Consider the following 20,965-nt stretch of genomic DNA (forward strand, 5'->3'; position numbering starts at 1 on the left):
AGTTCAACTCCTGTGACAACATTGCCTGTTTTCACTTCAAATAGTTGGTTTCCATCTGCGTCATACATTAAAGCTTGATTACTGTGCGTACCAATTGCCAGACGCTTGCCATCCTCCGCTACTGATATGGAGGTAATATTCCCTGCTCCTTCGATGGACCAATTGTCTTTAGCCAAAGCAGCCTGCGGGATAACGCCTAGCAGCAGTAGTAATGCCAAAAACATCCATGCGCTTTTTCTCATGATGGTCCTCCCTTTCTTTCCGTCCTTGTGACGGCAAATGCCATATTCTTATCAATAATGGTAAATCTGCACAGGCTAGTCGCCTGTGCAGATTGAAGCTAACGCATTAACGTTCTGGCGGTCTGCGTTCTGGGTTTTCTATGTCGGACAATTCTCGTTTCATTTCTTTCATAGCAGGTTCCATATACTTATCAATATTAGCTTGAAGCTGTTCCAAATATTGATCCGTTGTTACTTGGCCAGCAAAGAAACGTTGCACTAAACCTACCCAATCTTGAATGGATGGCTGATGATCCCACATTCCGCGAGCAAGATTGTTAGCTGCACTGCTATAACCCTCGGTATTACCGATCGGCTCAAAGTCAGCGAACGCAGATTTCATTTCATCAGGAAGCACAATGTCTTTAAGGGCTGGTGCACCAGACAGAGCTGCATCAGAACTATTCTGAGTAGCCTCAGCATATACGAGGTAACCTTCAGGACTAGTCATATACATCATGAAGTCCATATTCAACTCATTTTGTTTCGCATCCTTATTCACGATACCGTAGAAGCCAACCGGAATTTGAATGGTGCGAGCAGGCGCCATTACCTCTGGGCCTTCCATAGATGGCATATTGAAGAATCCATATTCAAACGGCTTCACGCCGCCTTTCGCACCTGTCTTCGCCTCATCAGCAAAGTCTTTAGGCAATTGCCAGTAAGATCCCGGCGTACCTACCATTGTTGCTGCCTTTCCAGTTAAGAAGAGGTTATAAGCTTGCTCCTCTTTAACACCGAAGAAGCCTTCAGGAACATAGTTAAACAATGTTTTCAAGTTCTCTGAATAAGCTTTCCATTGTGGATTTCCAGCGATTTTGAATGGACCCTCTTTATCTTTAATCGCTTTCCATAGTCTCATTTCGTTTTTCGTTACATTGCTGTTTGAGTCATTAAAAGGATCAGTTAGATCATAAGTATAGGTGTCATCTATACCAGGCACGAATGAGAAGTCTTGTTCCTGGGAACGAGTTACATTAATATAATCCCGCAAATATTGGTCAGCATAGATACGAACCAACCAGCCTGCTTGACCGCTCCACATCGATTTGGCATCGCCTGCAAGAGCTAGCGGTGTGTATCCCGCTTCTTCTACTTTTTTGAAAGCATCAATCAACTCATTGAACGTTTTAGGCGGTTCAGTAATGCCTACCTTTTGGAAGATCTCTTTATTGTATATCCATACAATTTGTACAGATTCGAAGTTAAGATTGAAGAGAGTATCCTCTGTGCTTACTCCTTCCAAGTTAATGCCCATTGCTTTGAGATCAAAACTTTCACTCCAAGGTTTACCTGTGTAATTGTTCGTTTTATCAAAGTATGGATAGTAATTCGTGAATTTACCGTCATTCACTAATCCGCCTACTTCGTTATTATTCACAATATCCACACTTGGTTCGCCTGCTGCGAATTGAGCCGTCAACCACTCTTTGTAGCCATCAGGCGGTTTATTATCCACATTCACCTTGACACCTGGATTTTTTGCCATATAAGCATTAGCAACCGCATTCCAGACCGAGGACGAAGCATTCATTAAGGAGATGTTAATGTTACCGGTCAACGTGGAAGCTGGCGCTTCGGTACCTGCCGGTGTTTCTGTGTCGGCTGGCGCTTTGGTTGCAGCGGCATTGTTCCCACCGTTCTTCCCTGATGAATCATCTTTGGCGCAAGCCGTCAATATGGACAGCAGCATTACGATGCTCAAGAGAATGGCAAATCCTTTTCTTTTGATCATGTTAGTCTCCCCTTGCCCTTATTTTTTTTGAAAATTAAGCGCTTCCATGCTGATTCTAAAAAAATGCGGCGCTCCGTCGAAAAGTATAGATCTTTTTAATTCGTATACTTTACAATACAAAGTATACTGTTATAGGGAGATTTTTGCAACAACTTTTTCAGTAGTAAATGTATGCTTGGGGATCATTTAACTTCTCGTTATTTTTATTCAAAAAAAGCTCCCGCATATTAGGGAGCCCTGATTATTCACTATTTCACTTGCCTTTTTGCTTGGGAAATCGGAGCTGTACTGTCTCTCAAAACGAGTGTGGGAACGATCTCATCCTTCACCAATCGATTCTCGCCATCCTTAAGATCGAACAAGAGAATCTCTGCGGCACGTTCGCCTAGCTTTCTTGTATTCTGGTTAATAGTCGAAAGTCTTGGGTAAGAATACTCACTTGTCTTCACATCATCAAAGCCTATAATACTAATCTCTTCAGGAATTTTCATCCCCAAGCTTCTAGCACCATTCATGGCGCCAATCGCTTTGTAATCACTTGTGGCAAATACAGCTGTAGGTGGATCCGGAAGCGCCATTAACGCTCTGAAACCTTCTTCTCCCATCAATACTCGTTCATGATCTCCAGCCATAACAGCAATAAGATCAGAATCGAATGGCAACTGATGCTGTGACAAGGCAAGACGATAACCCTGCAGCCTTAGAGAGAACTCTTGGTTTAAATCCACTATAGAATTACCGGTCAATATAACACCAATTCGCTTGTGCCCAAGAGACAGCAAATGCTGAGTAGCCAGATACCCTCCTGTAAGGTTATCCACGATGACATAAGGTATACCCAAATGCGGGTAATAGAAGTGAACCGTTAAAATACGCCGATTCTCTTCCTGCCAGGCTGTAAGCCGTGTCAAATCGAACTCCTCACTCATAGTCAACAAGATAATACCGGCATGGGGATCGTCCGGAAGCTCGTAATTCTCACCCATATCCCATATATAGAACGCGATCTCATTCTCATCACATACTTGTTTGATCCCTTCAAACATATCTGTAAAGAACGGGTGGTTAAACGTGTTCACTTCATAGTTGCGATGTGCGAAATAAATCGTACGAATCTTCTGCGTTCCAGTAGAAGTGGGGTTCTCACTAACGAAGCTCCCCTTGCCCCGAACCCGGTAAACAAAACCTTCCTGCACAAGATCGGATAATGCCCTTCGGGAAGTAATTTCACTCGTATTATACTCCTTCGCTAACTCAATTTGAGTTGGAAGAGGATCATGCGGCTTAAGCTCTCCTGCACTAATCTTGCGTTTAATGTCATTCATTATATATTGATACATCGGAGTCTTGTCCGTCTTGTCTGTCTTATCGATATCCATCAAACCATCACTCCTTACTAAATTGAATTAAGTATACTTTAATGTGAGGGTTTAAGCAAGATAAAAGGCAGCGCCAGACCGAAGCGGTCAGGCACTGCCTTTGCAATTACGGGTACAATTCCGCCCCATTCATACAAGTATTTAGTTCAAGCATTCCACTCTTTCAATTACAGCTAGAATACCCGTAACTCGAACTCTCTCTTCATCCGTTACTACTGATATTTCCTCTAGTCCAGGCGCTGTCCACGAGATCCCCTTCGGCAAGGTTACATTATACTTGATCACGCCGTCCTTACCGATTCTCCACTCGGCTTGTATATCACCATGTCGAGTTGGAATATTTCCTTCTACCCATTCAATGCCTGTTACGACTATTGGCTGCAGTTTAATGGCACCAATACCAAGCTCAGATACATCAACCCCAAGCAATTGTTCACTTAGCAAATACGTAGGTGATGCTCCCCATCCATGACATAAACTAACAGGTATAGAGTCATGTAAGTAAGTAGGCGTATGACCTAAGTAAGGACTAGGCGTCGTAACGAATGGCAGGGAAGGATCGAATGTTTCCCACCAAGTTGTAGCCCCTCTATCCAGCATGGATCCCCAATAATTACGAACTTGAGTAATGGCAGCCTCCGCGAATCCGTAGCGGAATAACGTCTCCAATACGATATGGTAGAAGAACGCGCCGCGAATTCGAGGCAATCTCTCCTGCAAATAATAGTCCTGAACAAAGGCCGCCACTTCTGCCTCTTCCATAATGCCTGACCACGCCGCAGCGAAATTAGTCTGTGCAGTCACACTTGCCGATAAACCTTCACTAGTTAGACAGTCCGCATAGATTGTTTCACCTGGTACTCGAAGCAGATTGCGAATGGCTTCACGCAGAATAAGCGCTTTTTCCCGGAAACCTGCACCAGCTTCGCCTTCACCCAACTCTTCAGCCATTAAAGCTGAGGTCATTAGAAATTTATAATAGAAGCAAGAAATGGCTGTCACGCGATCTTTTCGTTCAATATCATCTGACCAGTCGATGAAACACCACCAGCCTTCGCGGTCCGCACTTGCGAACAACCCCGATGCATCCTCCTGTTCAGCAAACCAATCAATGAGTCTATTCACATAAGGCCATACCTCATGCAGAAATCCAGTGTCTTTCGTGTAGGTATAATACTCCCATACACCAAAGAGCCAATGTGCACAAAAATCAGGCAACAGGAATGAATTATGCTGTGGACCCGTTCCCGGTATAGAGCCGTCCTCATTTTGAATTCGTGCTGCTTGCAATAATGACTTGCGAACGAGCGCTGGATCATCGAAAGTTTGATAGACTACCTTGGCCATGACCACCGAATCAGCTACCCACAACGCTCCCTCACGGTGCGGGCAATCTTCAAAATGATTCTGACTGTTAACAATTGTCGTATAACGACCCGTCTCCCAAATTTGGTTCAGTCTTTCATCGCTGCAACGGAAGCTACCCCTGTCAACGAATGGATAATGGACGAACCGAACTTGCAAGCTTTTCACTTCAATCGGAATAGGCGTAGCCATTACAGCAACTTTCATATAACGGAACGCCCGTCTCCCGAACGGAGACAATCGATTATTTCCCTTGCGAAGAAGGTAAGTGTCCATCAGCGCTAATTCCAGTGATTCCCCGTAGAATAATTGCAAAACACCGCCTTCTTCTGCGAACACTTCCAGTTCTGGATAACCTACGATTTCAGCACCAAAGTCATAAGTGATTTGCGGAATAGAACCTGGTACGGACGCATCCATCATGACGAACTCTGTCGTTCCGCGCTGCTCCTTCGCCAACGGCACTTTTGGTGTTCGTATTGCCCCTGTAAAAGGCTCGGAGGACACAACGGAAACAGGTGATACAAGCGTCTCCTTGAGGAAAGGGAGCTCACGCGGCAATAGCCTAGGCCATGGAGAATCAGATTGCTCAGCTTCTGCCACTGTAATAGCAAATGGCCATGAACCATCCTCATAATCCAGTTGCTCCCATCCATCCTCTTGGGAGAGATCCATCATTTCGCGGTAACCACCCCAGTAATGGAGACGGCTCACTTCCGGCTTCCATCGCGGCGAACGTCTGCATTTCCAGTCCGAACTACTCGCAATTGTCCGTATGCTGCTGCCTGCTACCGCATCCTCCTCATATAAGTCTAGCTGACAAATTACACCGCCTGGCCCCTGCAATTGTCCAGTTACAATCATATCCTTGCCGAAGTTATGTGCGAGAACAGCTATGACATTGCTTCCCTCTCGCACATAATCGGATACGTCATACGTATCGAATGAAATCCAGGAAAGATCCGCAGGAGTCGGTCCCCTTCCAACCTCAACGCCATTCACATATAACTTATAGAACTGATTAGCCGAAACTCTCAGCTTCGCTTGGTTGACTGCCGAGTGTATATCAAAACTTTTACGAGCTTCTACATAAACATTGTTATCGAGAGCGGTTCCTGCTGCCCAGATCCACTCCGCCTGCCAGCTTTCCTGTATCATGACGTTCCCCCCCGTAATTAAGCATAAAGATTAGTTGTTAACTGACTCTTTGTTTATTTAACAAGTTTATATATATAGTTCAATCTTCCTTCGGGCGCTACATCGCCATATTGAAAGAAATCTGTAATTTCACCCTCATTCTGCATATAATCTACCCATTTGAACTCTAACCAAAGCCCCTCGGTCGTCTCATCCATTCCCAACAAAATGCGCGGAAGCTCAAGATGCAATTCATTCCCTTTGCAGGCGTACCGCAGTTCTCCCATTGGCTGCCAATTCCAACCGCCTGTGCTCCGCTCTAGCCAAGTTGTTGTATCACTTATAACGTTCCTATTAATGATATATTGATAGCCTTCCCATCCCTTGCTGCTCTCCGTTCTAACACGGATCAGAAGCATCATCCAGTGCCGATCTGTGAATGGTGAAATCGGTTCCTTCGTTTGTGCATAAAAGTAGATACTTTCCTCGGTATGTGCCGCTTTTAGTGTTACAAAGTCATTTCTCCCCGTATCATTCGTATAATGAAGGTCTCCATAGCCGGGATGATCGCGAAGCACTGTGTCTCCGGCAAAATCTCGGTACTGCTGAGTAACTTGCTGCCATGCGCTGAAATCTGGTCCTATCAAGAGTGGCTTATTCAGTTGGAAGTGGTCTTTGCCTTGCTCCGACATTCCCTTGAACCGGCGTATATAACCGATTAATTGCATGTAGTAAAGGTCACCGTACCCGCCCTTCATGGGCTCGATGTCTCTACTGAAGTTCAACGTCGCCTGATCGACGAACATCACAGGACGCTCCTCAGTTCCCGTTAATCGCATAGCGATCCACTCATTCCATCCTGTGACGGATACAATCTGTGGATCTTCCTTAAGCGCGAACTCCCACTGCTCTGCGATATTCATCCCTTGATTTATCATATCAAACGACGAGCCCGCTTCCCCTGACTCAATTCCATCATGATAATCTCTGCCCCAATTATCACCATATCCATAAAAAGGCGTATCACTCATCGCGACGCTTGGATGCTGCGCGACAGAGACATTAATGATTTCCTTCTGACCCTCATCGTTATAAAAAACACGTTGCGGACGTTGAAATTCAATCCATGGGAAACCATTCGTCTTCGCGCCTTCATTAGGCCATTGATTCAAACGGAATGTGAAAAATTGCTGTTGTTCTTCATCACATTCATCAGGATTGCCGATAATTAGAGGCTTTCCTTTCCACCGAAACCATAAATGCTCGTAATGACCTGGCTTATAAATATCCTCATAAATTTCCGAGACGGTCTTGCCGGATTCCGTATTGGTGTAAAAAACAAATTGAGGCACTTTGAAACCCTGTCTATAAATATCATCCATGATCTGGAACAGGACATCATAGACTTCCTTGTAAATGACTTGATTTGTAGTATCAAACACAAGAAAATCGATACCGGAACTCGTCAGCATTTGTACATGCTTGCGAAGCACCCATGCATCATCATTTAAGTAATAGCCATACAAGGGTTCACCCCAAAAGTGAAATGAGCTCGGAGGACCCCAAGCCGGATGTTCCGGATCATGTACAGCCTCTGGCCAATTAGCAATGATATGGGTGTTGTCATAAGGGCCTGATGTCCCATGCTGTCCCAACCAAAGAAAATAAAATAGACCTACGTAACGATCAGGGCGTACCGGGCCTGCTTCCTCCCTTGACGGAAGCTCTCTTCCAAGACCGTCAATCCCTCCCCATTGATCGACTAAATGGAGATCATCTCTATTGTACATCTTGATTTCCTCCCCTCAATTTAGATGCAAGCTCACTTCTTATAACAACAGTTCTACAATCCATGAATTAAGTTACTATTTTTTAGCTCCATTTTTCATTCAACAAAGTATTCTTTACTTAATTAATAATATACTTAATTTAATTTAATTTCAACTAAATATACTCGAGTTAATACCAGTATATTTATCAAGAGGTTACCTTTTCGACAAAAAAAGGACAGCCTGCCCTAGTCTAGGCGCAGCAGTCCTTTTCGTTGCCTGTCGCAGTATGCACGCTGCCAGAACGATTAATGAATATAAAATTCAGTCGTTATGTCCCTTGCTGGTAAAGCCGATGGTCCCAATACCGCCTCGTATGTTCCTGCATCAACATCCTTCTGCATAGCTATACCAAATATATTGCTCCCTGTTTGATTAAACAGTCTGTATTGAACCGTTACGCCGGTTGCGGTCGTTCTAAGTACTAATGCATATCCGTTCACAGGATCATCATTACCGATCAGCAGCTCATAAGCGTAATTTGAACTACTTGGTGAAGCTCCCCAATGCCGGTCCGCACCCAGATATTTCGTCCAAGAACCGGATGCGGTCGTACGGTAGTAAATATCATCCAGACTAGCATCTAAAGGTCTATTCATAAAAAATACTGGCAACTGAACAAAATCGCCTTGAATCGGACGTGCTACACTCGAGAGGTTGTATACTTTGCTATTCTTGCTTGATCAGTGTCAGTAAGCAGAACGCGATGAGTGCGATCCAGACTTGATTCATCACTGCGTTTTCACTAGTGCCGTAGAAGGTTTTATGTGCTGCTTCATCCACTTGAAGAACGTTTCGATGGCCCAGCGACTGCGATACATCTCACCGATTTCATCGGCGGATAGATCAAAGCGATTCGTGATTAGAAATAGCATATTGCCTTCCGAATCCTCTGTTTGAATCATACGCAGTGGATGCTTCATGCGTTTTTGCTGCGTTCCAATTTGAACTTTTTCATCGAGTGAAACCTTGCTGCCTTGTGGCAAATCATACGTATGTAACGGCTCAATTACGGCATTTTTCTTCAGACGCATAACGAAGGAAATGTCATTCTCACAATTGCGGTCATAGGCGGCGTAATCGACGTATCCTCGTTCAAACACATACGTGACGCTTTCTTCGTCAATGAGCGCGTCCATTTGGGTTCTGTCGTTGTCTTTCGCTGGCGTTATCGTGACCTTATCTGGATAAACGTCTTGCTCATTCACAAAGGCGATACGCGTGTGAACCTTAATGCCAGCCTTTGTCTTGCGAAATTTTGCCCACTTGAATTTTTGCAAACAAAGCAGAATCGTTGTGGAATCAATGATTTTGAAATCCCTTCGAATAGCAGAAAGACGCGATTGCGAGTGAATACGCTCGACCAATGACACAAAAACCTGTTCGAGCAAGGCGGGGTCGACTTGATTATGTTTCCGACAAATTTGCGCGACCGATATCGATTTCAGTCCAAGCTCTTTCTGTAATTCTTCGCATAAAACGTCGTCTGCAATGTCCCGAAGTCCGTCGCGTCCTTGCAGTTTTGCATGAAGAATGAGTTTGAAGTATGCCAGTGTTGTGAGCTTTTTGACGTATTTATCTTGAGCGGTTTCGGTCACTCGATCTATGAACATTTTCGTACAAATAGGCGCTAGCCATTTACCAAATGAAGAAAATAGGGTATCCTTGTCCATGCGTGTAATCCTTTCGGTGGATTATGGACAGGAGCTACCTGCCATTCCATTGTAAAGGATTTTCTGGCTACCATGACTTACACTTGTATATACATAATTACTATATCCTAAAGAAGATGACACCCCGATAGCTGCCGCATTTGTGGTCCCTCCATAAAATCTCGCTCCCATGATCCGATGCTATTTGTACATATACAAGAAATCGCCGCTCATCTTCCGTCAGCGGAAGCGAGCGGCGACAGTAACGCCGGATACGCCTATCGAGTCATAAAAGGCTGTGATGGGGAAAGCTCTAAAGAGCGCAGCCGGGACCGGGAAGCCACTCTAGCGAAGCGGCTTTCCTTATCTAAACCGGATCAGGTTGCATCGGCAGCCGGTCGATCAGGCCCACCGCGTTAGTTTGCCCAACTTTGAATCAAGCAATAAATTCAACTATGCCTGGCTTCCATCTCCGCTGTCGCTTCGGAACCACTCGCTCGCCTCACCGTGGGGAGGCCCGTTGCCGCTGGCGTTCCAGGCTGCGGTGACCGATCCGTTCCGGACGGTTGGCCGAAATCAGCTTTACTTTTTCTCCAAACGCCTATTCAAAGGACGCCTGTCCCTCTAGCTTCTCGTTCTCCGGAAGATTGCCTTCGCCCGTGTTTTTAACGGTATCCAATATTTTTGAGATTGTCCGTTCTTGATAAGTGAATACCGCTTTGACCGCGCCTTCGGATGGAGGCGTGTACGAGTTCACGGTGAGTACGAACGTCTTGCTCTCCCCGGTTCTGATGCCGCCCGTTTGAAGCGCGGACCGGTCGAAGACGATGTTCCCTTCGCCCGAAACGGCAATTTCACCGTTTATCGCAATCTCGTCATGATTGGTGACTTTCACTTCGATCTGCGCTCCGGCTTCCAGTTTCGAAGATAACAGCTTCGCATCGATGGCGATATTCCTGTAACCGCCGACCGGCGCAACGGTTTTATGGAATCCGACGTCGTCGATCAGGAACGATCCCGTCCAGCCTGTCGGAGACGTCGACCTTACCCATACTTTGATCCGGTCGATGGCGCCTGCGCCGCTCCAATCTGTCAAGTTCAAGGAGACGTGATTCCAGTTCAGGGGATCAAGGACCGCCGTGCCTTCCGTAATGTTCTTCCCGCTGTATACCTTCACTTTGGCATAGTAGGTTTTGTTCGCATCGGCATCCGGAACCTTGACGGTCATCGTCAGATTCGGCGCGCCTACCGCATTGAGCGGCTGCGGGAATCTCACATCCGCCCCCTTCCATTTCAGCGCGGAGTAATCGCTGAACTTCACCTTGAGCGAATGGTTGCCCGAATAGGCGTCCTGATCCGTAGTCTCGATCGATTGCGCATTGTCCGCGGCATACCAGCCGCCCGTTCCGTTCTCGAAGCCTTCCAGCTGCAGAGGATTATTGCCCTTCTTCACTAAGGAAACGCCGTTGACGGCCGGCACGTTCCGGTCGGCCAGCTTCGAAGGATCGAAACCGGGTATGACATCCTCCCAATTCGCAATACCGATGACCGACTTCGCGAAGTCCGTTACCGCGAGCGATTGATCGGTATCGATATATTTGAAGACATCGTACACCTTCTTATGCTCGAGCGGGTTAGCGATGCTGCCCGGCAAGACCCTCCACAGCCCCAGATTCAATCCGCCCTCCTGCTCATGATCGACATGACGGTGCAGGATGAACGAATCGATGCCGTCGAGGAACTTGATCTTATAATAGGCGTATGCGTAGGCAGCCGCTTGAATAAGCTGATCCGGCTGAGAGTCGGTCATGCTGTTCAAGCCCTGCTCGGACAAAATGATCCGGCGCATATTCCCTTCGTACTGATAGTCTTGCTGCTGCAAGTATTGCACGAGCACCTGCAGGTTCTTGAATGTAATCCGAACGGTGTTAAAGTCGTTCGTAGGAGTAGAATCATTCCAGAATCTCGCATCGAACAGATTCTCTGGATACGGATGGAAGGCCATGTTCCAATTGAAATTGCCTTCTTCCTTCGCCAGCTTGTTCAGCATATCGACAATGACTTTATTGTCGTACTTCCAGAGCGCTTCCATAGAAATTTCTTCGTTCCAAAAATGGTCCAGAGAGATATACGACCGCGCATTCGCATAACGGCTCTTCACGATCGTATCGATCAGACGCAGCGTCTGCGTATATTCACGCACATACTTATCGACCGTCTTGGGCCCCATGTTGTTCCACACTTGGTTCTGGCCGACCTCATTACCAACGATGAAACCGACTGCCTGGCCATAAGCTTCATCCGGCCGTGAATAGCGCTCGGCAAGGAACGTCGTGATGGCCTTGACGTATTTGACGCCAACCTCGTTCTGCGTATTTAACGCATACACAATTCCGCCCGGCTGGGAATCCGGATGAATGAGCTGCGCGTTAGGCGTATCCGCCGGCAGGTCGCGGTACATGATCAGAATCAAGTTGACAATCGTATCATTGTCAGACAAGCTCTTGATTTGCGAATCCAAGCCATTGACCGCGCTCTTCTTGAAATAGAACGTCTCGCCATCGACCACATACGGAATGGTATTGCTAGGATTGCTGTTCGCAGCATAGAGCATGGCATTATAAGAGACGTTGATGGCCGCATGGCTGACGCCAAGCTCCTCGGCGTCGTCCGTCATCTGCACTTGAAGACCTTTAATGCTCTTCGCTTCCGGGAACGGCTCCTGATTCGGTGCCAGCTTCTCGGCATTCGTAATATAGTGCGGTGCATCAACCAAGGTGTACTCTCCCGCCGCGTTGCGCGAAGCGACAGCGAACTTGGAGTAGAGCCGGTTATGGCTGCCGTCCTTAAGGTCCAGATCGAAGGAGAACTCCGCTGCGATATCCTGATCGGCAAGCGGGGCATAGCCCGTCAGGTTAGCAGCATCAGCATACGTAGGAAGCTCGAAGATCGCGAGCTTGTCTTCCGCATGTGCGGCCAAGAACTCCGGCTTCACCGTGCCGGCAATCGTAATGCCGCCGCCGTCATTGATAACGGAAGCCGTAATTTTACCTTCGTATGGCTTCTGGGCAGGCGGGAACTTCTTAAAGCGGATTTCATCGAACGCAACCGAACCGCTGTCAGCCGGAGCAGAGATACGGAACTGCTTGATCATGCCTGACCAGCCCGCCATGTCCGACATATTGAAGTCGATCGTCTGCGTGCTTGCGTTCGGTTCAATGTCGAATTCCTTGGACTTCGCATCGTCCCATGACGGATCGCTTTCGGTAATCCAGGACATCTTCACCTTGGATCCGGCAGTATGGTTGTCCAGGTTGACCGACACGCCGTTCCGGGTTTCCGTATCGATATGCAGTACGGGGGATTCAACATATGCGCCTGCGCCGCCGATTCCGAAGGTTGCTTTGCCTCCGGCGGTGGATAACGTTCCTTCGCTGGCGATGAATCCTTCTGAATCACCGTCACGGGAAAATCTCATATCCATCGTTTTGGTCGCCATAATGTAATCAATCTGGAACTTGCCGTCCCAGAAATCATAGCCGGGCGCGCCTGGGCTGAGTCCTTCCAGATCGAAGTTCAGCACGAAGGAGATTTCCATCTTCGTAATTGCATTGCGTTGCTCCCAAGGTGATATGTCGATAAAGACGCGGGACCACCGGTCGCTGTTTGTCTTGGCAATGGATTCATAGACGTCTTCCCCGCTGTAGAGACGCACCTTCATAAAGTATCCCGTTGCCTGCCATCCCCAAGAGTCGGCTGCAAAGGCGAGATACCGTTGGGCGGACAGATCGAGCGGCGTGGAGAAGTCGCGGTAAATTGTTCTCCATTCGTAGGCCTTCACTTTCTCCGGTGTCTGCTCCAACGTTCCTGACCCTTCGAATGGTCCGCCAGGGCCGTTCAGAAGGAAGGTCGTATAATCAATCGCTTTGGTGTTGACGCCTTTCTGCCACATCGCCACCTGAGATGCCGTATTGAAATCATTGATAATCACATCAGGGTAAAATTCCGATCCGACAGATACATGGCTGGACTGCTGCAAATCCGGGTCATAAGGACCTGCGAAAGCGGTTGCAGCAGTGAATAGAAGCTGGAGCAAAAGCGCGGCGGCAATTGCCCCCGAGGTAAACTTCACGCGTCTTCTCATTCTTGACTGACCTCCATTACATGCATTTTTCACTTCGTCAATTGCTTGGTGTCTTACGCAAACTGATAAAGAATTCTTAATTGTTACAAAGATCATAATTAAGATGATTATACTTTTAACCACCCCCAAACCATCAAATATTCATTGTAACGTATACATTATACAATAATTGGTATACTAGAACAACCCTAATCTTGTGCAGATTGAGAAATTATTCCTTCACCTTCCCCTTATAAACGCAAATAAAAACGCACAGCCCAGCCAGCGAGGCTGTGCGTTATTCACATAGACCGACTTATCGCGCGCGAATAGCTGTGACCGCTCACTTTCATCGCACTCGGCTCCGCTTCTCTTCATTGGCGAACGAGATCGTGAATGCCGTTCCTTTCCCCGGCTCGCTCTTGGTTTCGACATCGCCCCGCATGGTCCGAAGGATCGAGAAGAATACCATGGTGCCGAGCCCGGTCCCTTTCTCTTTCGTGAAGAAGAAGAGCGTCCCTAACCGGCTCAGCTGTTCCTTGGTCATGCCGATGCCGGTGTCTCGAATGCAGATGACCTGGCCTCCTGCGTGCAGCTTCGTCTCTATCGTCAGCATCCCGCCATTCGGAATGGCTTCAATGCTGTTTTTGCACAGGTTGATCAAGGCTTGGCGGAACTTCGCCCGATCCCCGGTTACCTGCAGGTCGTCCCCGCATCGTTCCTCGACGATCTGCACGTTCTGCATATGGGGTCCCGCCACATTCCCATCAAGCTAAAATATTCGAATACCCCCAAAACGAAAAAAGCTATTCTTTTTAATAATAAAGGATAGCTTTTTTCGTTTTGGGGGTGTATTAATTTACTTAGATTGATGGGCAGTGGTGTGACCCCAATAAGCGGGGATGTGTTTTCACCGATTAGACTGGGGTCCTGCCAACCAAGTGCCGTAAACCCATGCTATGACATTAATTACGTATGCTCCATTTGCCATGCCGAGGACAAAAGCAAAAAACAAAGGAGTGTTTTTTAGAGGGGGCTTTCATCCAATCCCGTTAAAAATTCCGAATGGAATCCGGTGGTTTTCCGGGGTGTAAAAAAGGCCGCGGGGCGATCCCGCGGCCATTAAGTTTCCGTAAACATAGCAATATCTTCAGTGATTGTCATATTTGATGCTCACATAGACGAAAACCTTCTTATCCCGACTATAATCATTGCCAGTATGTCCCTTAACTCTCCACTCTGCTCTGTAACCTCCGGGCACCTCGGTAGCACTGTATTCGGTAACATTTGTGAGTAACGTCGTATCTTCCGGCAATCGGTTACCATCGACCACGGTCTCCAGACTAAGGTCATAATCTTCCCCTTCCGGGGAAGCCATGGAGACCTTAACGACTCCATGGAAACCTTCAGGGGGGCTCCAAGATCCACTCAACTCTTGTCCTGAGGACGAAATGTACCCGTAATATAACAAAAACTCATAATTGGATCCGCCGTAGGAATAAGTTTTGGAATCGGAAAGCTGAAAAGGAGCCGTATATGCGGTAGTGACCGTCACTTCTTGTTTCACACTTTGGTTGTCATAGGCATCGATGGCGACTAGAGAAAAGAGGTAGGACGAATTTGGAGACAGCCCCTTCACTTCATAGCTGTTCACGTCCCCGTTCAGGGTATCAAGCAGCGTATTATCTTGGTATACCAAGTACTTGTCTACACCCGTTTCATCCGTGGCCGGAAGCCAATTCAGCTTTACGCTGTTATAGGTCACGTCGGTAACCGTTAGCACTTCGCCTGCAGGCCACTGTGGCGCTTCAGGATTGGCAACTTGTACGGGAATATAACGGTCTGTCGTTGTTCCATCGCCAAGTTGTCCCTGGCGATTCCATCCCCATGCCCAGGCGGTTCCGTCGCTTTTGACTGCCAAACTATGACCAGAGCCCGCAGCGATGGCTGCCACCGAACTGAGACCTTGCACTTGAACGGGAGTGTAACTGTATGTCGTTCCATCGCCAATCCCACTGCTAAAGCCCCACGCCCAGGCAGTTCCATCTTTTTTGAACGCTAAACTATGCGAATAGCCTGCTTCAATAGCGACTACCGAACTGAGACTCTCCACTTGAACGGGAGTGTTGTAAGAAGAGTATGTCTTATTTCCATCGCCGAGTTGACCACTGCTATTGTCTCCCCACGCCCAAACGGTTCCATCGCTTTTGACTGCCAAACTATGGTAATATCCCGCAGCTACGGCTACTACCGAACCGAGATCCTTCACCTGAACGGGATTCAAACGATACTGGTCCCAATCGGTACTTCCATCACCGAGTTGACCATCGTGATTGGCTCCCCACGCCCAAACCGTCCCGTCACTTTTGACTGCCAAACTATGGCTATAACCCGCAGCTACGGCGACTACCGAATCGAGACCCTGCACCTGAACGGGAATCGAACCTTGATATGTTGGCTCGTCATTGAGTCCCCACGCCCAAACCGTCCCGTCACTTTTGAGTGCCAAATTATGCCAAGATCCCGCTGCAATCGCCACTACCGAACTGAGACCTTTCACCTGATCGGGAGTTAATCGATCATTTGTGGTTCCATCGCCGAGTTGGCCAAATTTATTGCTTCCCCATGCCCAGACGGTTCCGTCGCTTTTGAGTGCCAAACTATGCTCACTACCCGCAGTGATGGCGACAACCGATTCGAGACCCTGCACTTGAACCGGAGTATAACCGTCTGTCGTACTTCCATCGCCGAGTTGGCCATATACATTGTTTCCCCACGCCCAAACCGTTCCGTCCTGTTTTAGAGCGAGAGTATGATGCCCTCCTCCTGCAACCATCGTTACACCCGATTTCATATTCTCTGTTGCCACCGCGGAACCGGCCTCAGCGGCTGCTGCCTGAAAGGGAACAAGCAGCGTTAGCATCAGAAACCCGTAAACCAAAAGCATAAACCGCCGTTTCATCAATCTTCACTCCTATCTTTGATCTACATTAAATCTACCATATTACGGAAACCTATTGATCTGCCCGTTGCACTATTAATCTGGTGCAATTATCATAACAGAGGGTAAAGATAAAAGACTAAAGATTGTCCCAACAGCACTTTATTATCAATAATTTTGGACGCATGGAAATTGGCAGTCTTGAAAATAGCTTGCGATAAATGATACTACTGGATAATGTTTGTTGTTATTAAGTTATACTGTAAGTACATGTGTATGTCATGTTTAACAACGCAACGAAACAAATAACGGGTGAAACTTATGAACAAGGAGCGATTTCTTAACTCGCAATTACTCGCCCGATCATTTTTCTCTGCCGTCTATCCTTGATTTTCCATATATCTCCCCGCTGGTAATCACCGATGCACAATTCGAAATACAACGAGGTTATAAATAAATTCCCAATTTAATCCATACATTTGCCCCTGGTGTCAGCGACGCTGGTATTACCCCATGCCCATCAAGCTAAGAAGAATCTATACCCCAAAATGGGAAAATAGGCTATCCTTTCTATATCAAGCATAATTCCATAGAAAGGATGGTTTTCCATGAATTATATTCCACTTTCTATCAGCGAAGAAATGCATTTACTAGCTCAACAGCTTCAACATCATTTTTCTTCTACCCAACTTGAGGAGCTCGCAAGAAAAGCTGGATTCGTCCAACGAAAAAGCAAATATACCGCGCAGGATTTGGTTTCCTTATGTGTCTTTTTAAATGATCATGTATCGATGACTCCCCTCGCAAGATTATGTAGCCAACTGGATGCCTCCAATCATCTTTCGATGAGCGCAGAAGGATTGAACCAGCGGTTCAATCCTTCTGCAGTTGCCTTCCTTCAATCCCTTTTTTCAACGCTTCTCCAAGAAAAAATCTCGACTTCCTTCTCGCTGCCTTGTGAATGCAACTCCTATTTTCATCGAATCCGTATTCTGGATTCGACTGTTTTTCAACTACCAGATCCCTATGCCGACCGTTACCAGGGTTCCGGAGGAAGTTATCATACGGCTGGTATGAAAATTCAACTCGAATACGAGCTAAAAACCGGAGAATTCTTACAAGTGGATGTTGGCCCCGGAAAAAACAACGATGGTTTATATGGTTCAAAACGAGCGAAAACGGTGGAAATGAACGATCTTTGTATTCGAGATTTGGGCTACTTTTGTTTAGAAGACTTCGAAGAAATGGAGCAGCGTGGAGCTTTTTATGTTTCGCGGTTAAAATTGAATGTCCGCGTATATGAACAAAATAAGGAAGTTGAACAATTCAAAGATGGCAAGGTAAAAAAGCAATCGTTGTACAAAGAAATCGTTTTGGAAGCTATTATGAATCGTCTTCAATCCGGAGAAATAGTAGAACTTCCCGAAGTGTATCTGGGTCTCTATAAAAAATTTCGCACGCGGCTTCTCATTTGCAAACTTACAGAAGAACAGACTCAAAAGCGGCTCCTGATGCGTGCTAAACAGGAGAAAAAGAAAAACATAACCTATAAAGAACGAACAAAGCGTTTAAGTGCCATCAATATCTACATGACCAATGCCCCTGATATCTACTTAAAAAAAGAGCAAGTCCATGACCTGTATTCCCTACGCTGGCAAATCGAGATTTTATTTAAAACGTGGAAATCCATCTTCCATATTGACCGGTGTAAGCCAATCAAAACTGAACGATTTGAATGTCATGTATATGGGCAGTTGATCGCCATTTTGCTTAGTTCTACTCTCATGTTTCAGATGCGCAGGCTTTTGCTAATGAAAAAAAAGAAAGAAGCCAGTGAATTTAAAGTAATCTGTATCTTAAAAGAATATTTACTTTCTCTACGTGATGCCATGAAAAAACAAGCGGATGATGTCCAGCGAGTGCTCCTCCAACTCTTTCGGATGATTGAAATGAATGGACGTAAATCACATCGGTATGAGAAGAAAACCGTATTTGACATTCTAGGTGTAGTCTATGAGTGTAGACAGAAATCACGATCTGCTGCCTAGAAATTTTAAATTTCAAAAAATGAAACGGCGAAGGCTTGTTTAAGTCTGTACAAAATCCAGTACTAAGCTAATTGATTTGGATCAAGTGACGGACAGTAGCATCCGTTCCTTTTTCTTTGTTCTTAGCTTGATGGGCATGTGGCTGGACCCCTTTTAGAAGTTTAAATATCCAATTTATTACGATAGGAAGGCTCAAGATCACCACAGCAAATAATTTGTCCTCCCACCCCTTTATTGTTCCAGAAAACAATGCCATAGCAATCATCCCATAAATCGCAAATCTTGTGGGCATACCAACTGCGGGAAGCCAGTTTACGCATGCCGAAAGCGATCGCACAGTCGGTTTCCATCGTAGGAACGCTGGTTATCGGTACAGCAGCAGTCGAGGCCGAAATTGTATCCGCGTCGCATTACAAATGCCCCCTCGCAGGCAAGCGATTCGGCTCGATGGATAAACTAATTCGCGCTGCCATCCCGTATCTAATAAAAAGCTCGACCAACGGCAAGAAGCAAAAAGACGAACTGGATGCGATCCGGAAGCGCGAGAAAGAGCCTAAGTATTTCCTGTGAATTAATGTTACCTAACTTTCCCCTTAAACATTAATATCCGGTCCCAAAAAAAGAACCGGACAATGCTACTTTTTGAACTACAAACAGATCAATCAAATTACCGTAACCATAGAGTCCTGATGACTTACAAATGGGATCCTCCACTAGCATCAATCAATTGCCCGGTTACCCAGCGGCTGTCAGGAGAGGCTAGAAAAGCAGCGACATCTGCGACATCTTCTGGTTGTCCCCATCTTCCAAAGATAGAAAAATCAGCACCGAATTTCCTTCCCGCAGGATCCTGCAGCATAGCAGCATTCATGTCCGTGGCAACGAATCCCGGTTGGATTGCATTGATCGTAATCCCTCGTGGGCCGAGTTGGTTGGATAAGGCGAGCGTTAGTGTATTGATTGCTCCCTTGGTCATGCTATACGCGGGAATGGCGGGCAGGGAAATTCTAGTTATAGAGGACGACAGATTAATAATACGACCTTCGTCTCGTAAACGTGGCAGAGCTTGTTGAGTCAGGAAAAACGGTGCTTTCACATTTATTGTCATGATTTCGTCGAAGGCTTCTTCCGTAGTCTCTTCGATGGATGCTGCTAGGGCGATCCCCGCGTTGTTTACTAGAATGTCAAAGTAAGTGTCACCCGTGCGTTCTTTCAATGCTTCATCCAATGCTTCAAAAAGAACCTTTACACCATTTGATGAACCCAGTTCCGTACCGAGCGTGAACGCGGACCCTCCGCTCCGCTCAATCTCACGAACTACTTCTTCTGCATTATCCCGGTTCTTGCCATAATGAACGGCTACTAATGCACCTTCTTGCGCCAAGCGTATCGCAACAGCACGTCCAATACCTCGGCTTGCGCCCGTAACTAATGCAACCTTGCCCTTCAACTTACTCATATTCCCATCTCCTCTTGTTTAATAGGTACTTCCCTATTTGATAATAGTTATAACACAAGGTTTATTTTGTAATGTTGCTCTCTAATTCTTGGAACCAAAAATTCGGATCAATAACAAAGTATCCCTTCCAGTTCTGCATATGCCTCTTCAAGTGAATCTTCTTGTCTGAATAGATTTCCTTTGCTAGGAGTACCGCTAAGGAAAAATCTTATGTTATTGGCTATACGCTCCATTTGCTGGGCATTGATTAGATCTCACTCTTTTTGAACTATAAAGCGAAATTCTTAGCGCAATGGACACTAGATCAAACACCAGGAATAATAAGCCGCCCCAAATAACATAATGAGTCCCCATGCCTGCTATAAATGACCCGCCAATTAACGTACCGACCGTTACGCCTAGATTCGCAAAGGCAACAAACAACCCGTTAGCAAAGTCAGGTGCTTCTGGAGCTGCAGAAGTAATCCAGTATTGAGATATATTGAGTCCGAGAGTGAAAAGAACGCCCCATACCGCGATAATAAGCACCATTGGAATTGAGAAATTCCCCAAGTAATACACAAGCAGATAAATCGCTCCGAAGACAAATGGATACACGAGCGCTGTTTGCATCGCTTTATTGCTAAGCAATTTACCAGCCAGCAGATTGCCTGCAATACCGGTTACACCGAATAAAACCAACATGAGACTGATTTGTTTTCCATACATGTGAGTGATTGTATCTAGATACTCGGCGAAGAAACTATAAACGGCATACATCACTGATTTAATAAAAACGACAGTCAAAATGCTTAACCAGACTAGAGGTTTTTTCAGGACGCTTAACTGTGCCCCGTAGGATAGTTTTTCCTTTACTGGCATAGTCGGAACAAAAATGAGAATGGCTAAAAATGCAATTGCATTGACCACTGCAAAGAACCAGAGCGAAGCTAAGGCGATCTTCATCTATTTCATACCTCAATCCACTCATTTTACTGCCTACTCTACGAAACAAAGCCCCGGAACCGGGGCTTTGT

General features: G+C 46.3%; 12 protein-coding genes and 2 pseudogenes. 2 read left to right on the plus strand and 12 right to left on the minus strand.

All coding sequences use genetic code 11. From position 1 onward, the window contains the following. From RCO25_RS26360 to RCO25_RS26405, 10 genes and pseudogenes are all read right to left on the minus strand, one after another. Positions 1 to 242 (minus strand): annotated as a pseudogene (locus RCO25_RS26360) (ABC transporter permease); the annotation flags it as partial. A gap of 106 nt (positions 243 to 348) precedes the next feature. Then, positions 349 to 2,016: an ABC transporter substrate-binding protein gene (locus RCO25_RS26365; RefSeq protein WP_308999058.1), complete on the minus strand. Its 1,668-nt coding sequence runs from the start codon at positions 2,014 to 2,016 to the stop codon at positions 349 to 351. A gap of 248 nt (positions 2,017 to 2,264) precedes the next feature. Next, on the minus strand, positions 2,265 to 3,395 hold the full coding sequence (locus RCO25_RS26370; protein WP_308999059.1) for a GntR family transcriptional regulator: 1,131 nt from the start codon (positions 3,393 to 3,395) through the stop codon (positions 2,265 to 2,267). A 141-nt stretch (positions 3,396 to 3,536) separates the two neighbouring features. Beyond that, a complete protein-coding gene (locus RCO25_RS26375; protein WP_308999060.1) occupies positions 3,537 to 5,918 on the minus strand; it encodes an alpha-L-rhamnosidase-related protein in 2,382 nt (793 codons plus the stop codon). 53 nt (positions 5,919 to 5,971) lie between these two features. Next, positions 5,972 to 7,687, minus strand: coding sequence for a hypothetical protein (locus tag RCO25_RS26380; RefSeq protein ID WP_308999061.1), 1,716 nt, complete (start codon positions 7,685 to 7,687; stop codon positions 5,972 to 5,974). Between the two features lie 287 nt (positions 7,688 to 7,974). After that, complete coding sequence (locus tag RCO25_RS26385) at positions 7,975 to 8,325, minus strand: hypothetical protein (protein ID WP_308999062.1); 351 nt, start codon at positions 8,323 to 8,325, stop codon at positions 7,975 to 7,977. A gap of 132 nt (positions 8,326 to 8,457) precedes the next feature. After that, the gene (locus tag RCO25_RS26390; protein WP_308999063.1) at positions 8,458 to 9,399 is read right to left on the minus strand and encodes an IS4 family transposase; all 942 of its coding nucleotides are present in this window, start codon (positions 9,397 to 9,399) and stop codon (positions 8,458 to 8,460) included. Between the two features lie 580 nt (positions 9,400 to 9,979). Continuing rightward, the gene (locus RCO25_RS26395; protein ID WP_308999064.1) at positions 9,980 to 13,522 is read right to left on the minus strand and encodes a DUF5722 domain-containing protein; all 3,543 of its coding nucleotides are present in this window, start codon (positions 13,520 to 13,522) and stop codon (positions 9,980 to 9,982) included. Between the two features lie 328 nt (positions 13,523 to 13,850). Next, positions 13,851 to 14,246: an ATP-binding protein gene (locus tag RCO25_RS26400; protein ID WP_308999065.1), complete on the minus strand. Its 396-nt coding sequence runs from the start codon at positions 14,244 to 14,246 to the stop codon at positions 13,851 to 13,853. A 405-nt stretch (positions 14,247 to 14,651) separates the two neighbouring features. Further along, the gene (locus RCO25_RS26405; protein WP_308999066.1) at positions 14,652 to 16,463 is read right to left on the minus strand and encodes an RCC1 domain-containing protein; all 1,812 of its coding nucleotides are present in this window, start codon (positions 16,461 to 16,463) and stop codon (positions 14,652 to 14,654) included. Between the two features lie 596 nt (positions 16,464 to 17,059). On the opposite strand from RCO25_RS26405, the gene RCO25_RS26410 reads away from it, so the two are divergent. Both RCO25_RS26410 and RCO25_RS26415 read left to right on the plus strand, forming a co-directional pair. Then, positions 17,060 to 18,490, plus strand: a complete 1,431-nt coding sequence (locus RCO25_RS26410) for an IS4 family transposase (RefSeq protein WP_308999090.1) — start codon at positions 17,060 to 17,062, stop codon at positions 18,488 to 18,490. Between the two features lie 297 nt (positions 18,491 to 18,787). Further along, positions 18,788 to 18,898: pseudogene (locus RCO25_RS26415) on the plus strand (spore germination protein); the annotation flags it as partial. A 286-nt stretch (positions 18,899 to 19,184) separates the two neighbouring features. Here RCO25_RS26415 and RCO25_RS26420 read toward each other — a convergent pair. Both RCO25_RS26420 and RCO25_RS26425 read right to left on the minus strand, forming a co-directional pair. Beyond that, a complete protein-coding gene (locus RCO25_RS26420) occupies positions 19,185 to 19,949 on the minus strand; it encodes an SDR family oxidoreductase (RefSeq protein WP_308999067.1) in 765 nt (254 codons plus the stop codon). Between the two features lie 213 nt (positions 19,950 to 20,162). Beyond that, positions 20,163 to 20,894: an MFS transporter gene (locus tag RCO25_RS26425; protein WP_308999068.1), complete on the minus strand. Its 732-nt coding sequence runs from the start codon at positions 20,892 to 20,894 to the stop codon at positions 20,163 to 20,165. Positions 20,895 to 20,965 lie beyond the last annotated feature (71 nt).

This window comes from Paenibacillus sp. LHD-38 (genome assembly GCF_031157315.1).
Classification (GTDB): Bacteria; Bacillota; Bacilli; order Paenibacillales; family Paenibacillaceae; genus Pristimantibacillus.

Excerpts from the sequence above, each read along its gene's own strand:
- RCO25_RS26365 (WP_308999058.1), bottom strand. The coding sequence starts at position 2,016 with ATGATCAAAAGAAAAGGATTTGCCATTCTCTTGAGCATCGTAATGCTG.
- RCO25_RS26420 (WP_308999067.1), bottom strand. The coding sequence starts at position 19,949 with ATGAGTAAGTTGAAGGGCAAGGTTGCATTAGTTACGGGCGCAAGCCGA.
- RCO25_RS26395 (WP_308999064.1), bottom strand. The coding sequence starts at position 13,522 with ATGAGAAGACGCGTGAAGTTTACCTCGGGGGCAATTGCCGCCGCGCTT.
- RCO25_RS26390 (WP_308999063.1), bottom strand. The coding sequence starts at position 9,399 with ATGGACAAGGATACCCTATTTTCTTCATTTGGTAAATGGCTAGCGCCT.
- RCO25_RS26385 (WP_308999062.1), bottom strand. The coding sequence starts at position 8,325 with ATGAATAGACCTTTAGATGCTAGTCTGGATGATATTTACTACCGTACG.
- RCO25_RS26400 (WP_308999065.1), bottom strand. The coding sequence starts at position 14,246 with ATGCAGAACGTGCAGATCGTCGAGGAACGATGCGGGGACGACCTGCAG.
- RCO25_RS26405 (WP_308999066.1), bottom strand. The coding sequence starts at position 16,463 with ATGAAACGGCGGTTTATGCTTTTGGTTTACGGGTTTCTGATGCTAACG.
- RCO25_RS26425 (WP_308999068.1), bottom strand. The coding sequence starts at position 20,894 with ATGAAGATCGCCTTAGCTTCGCTCTGGTTCTTTGCAGTGGTCAATGCA.
- RCO25_RS26375 (WP_308999060.1), bottom strand. The coding sequence starts at position 5,918 with ATGATACAGGAAAGCTGGCAGGCGGAGTGGATCTGGGCAGCAGGAACC.
- RCO25_RS26380 (WP_308999061.1), bottom strand. The coding sequence starts at position 7,687 with ATGTACAATAGAGATGATCTCCATTTAGTCGATCAATGGGGAGGGATT.
- RCO25_RS26370 (WP_308999059.1), bottom strand. The coding sequence starts at position 3,395 with ATGGATATCGATAAGACAGACAAGACGGACAAGACTCCGATGTATCAA.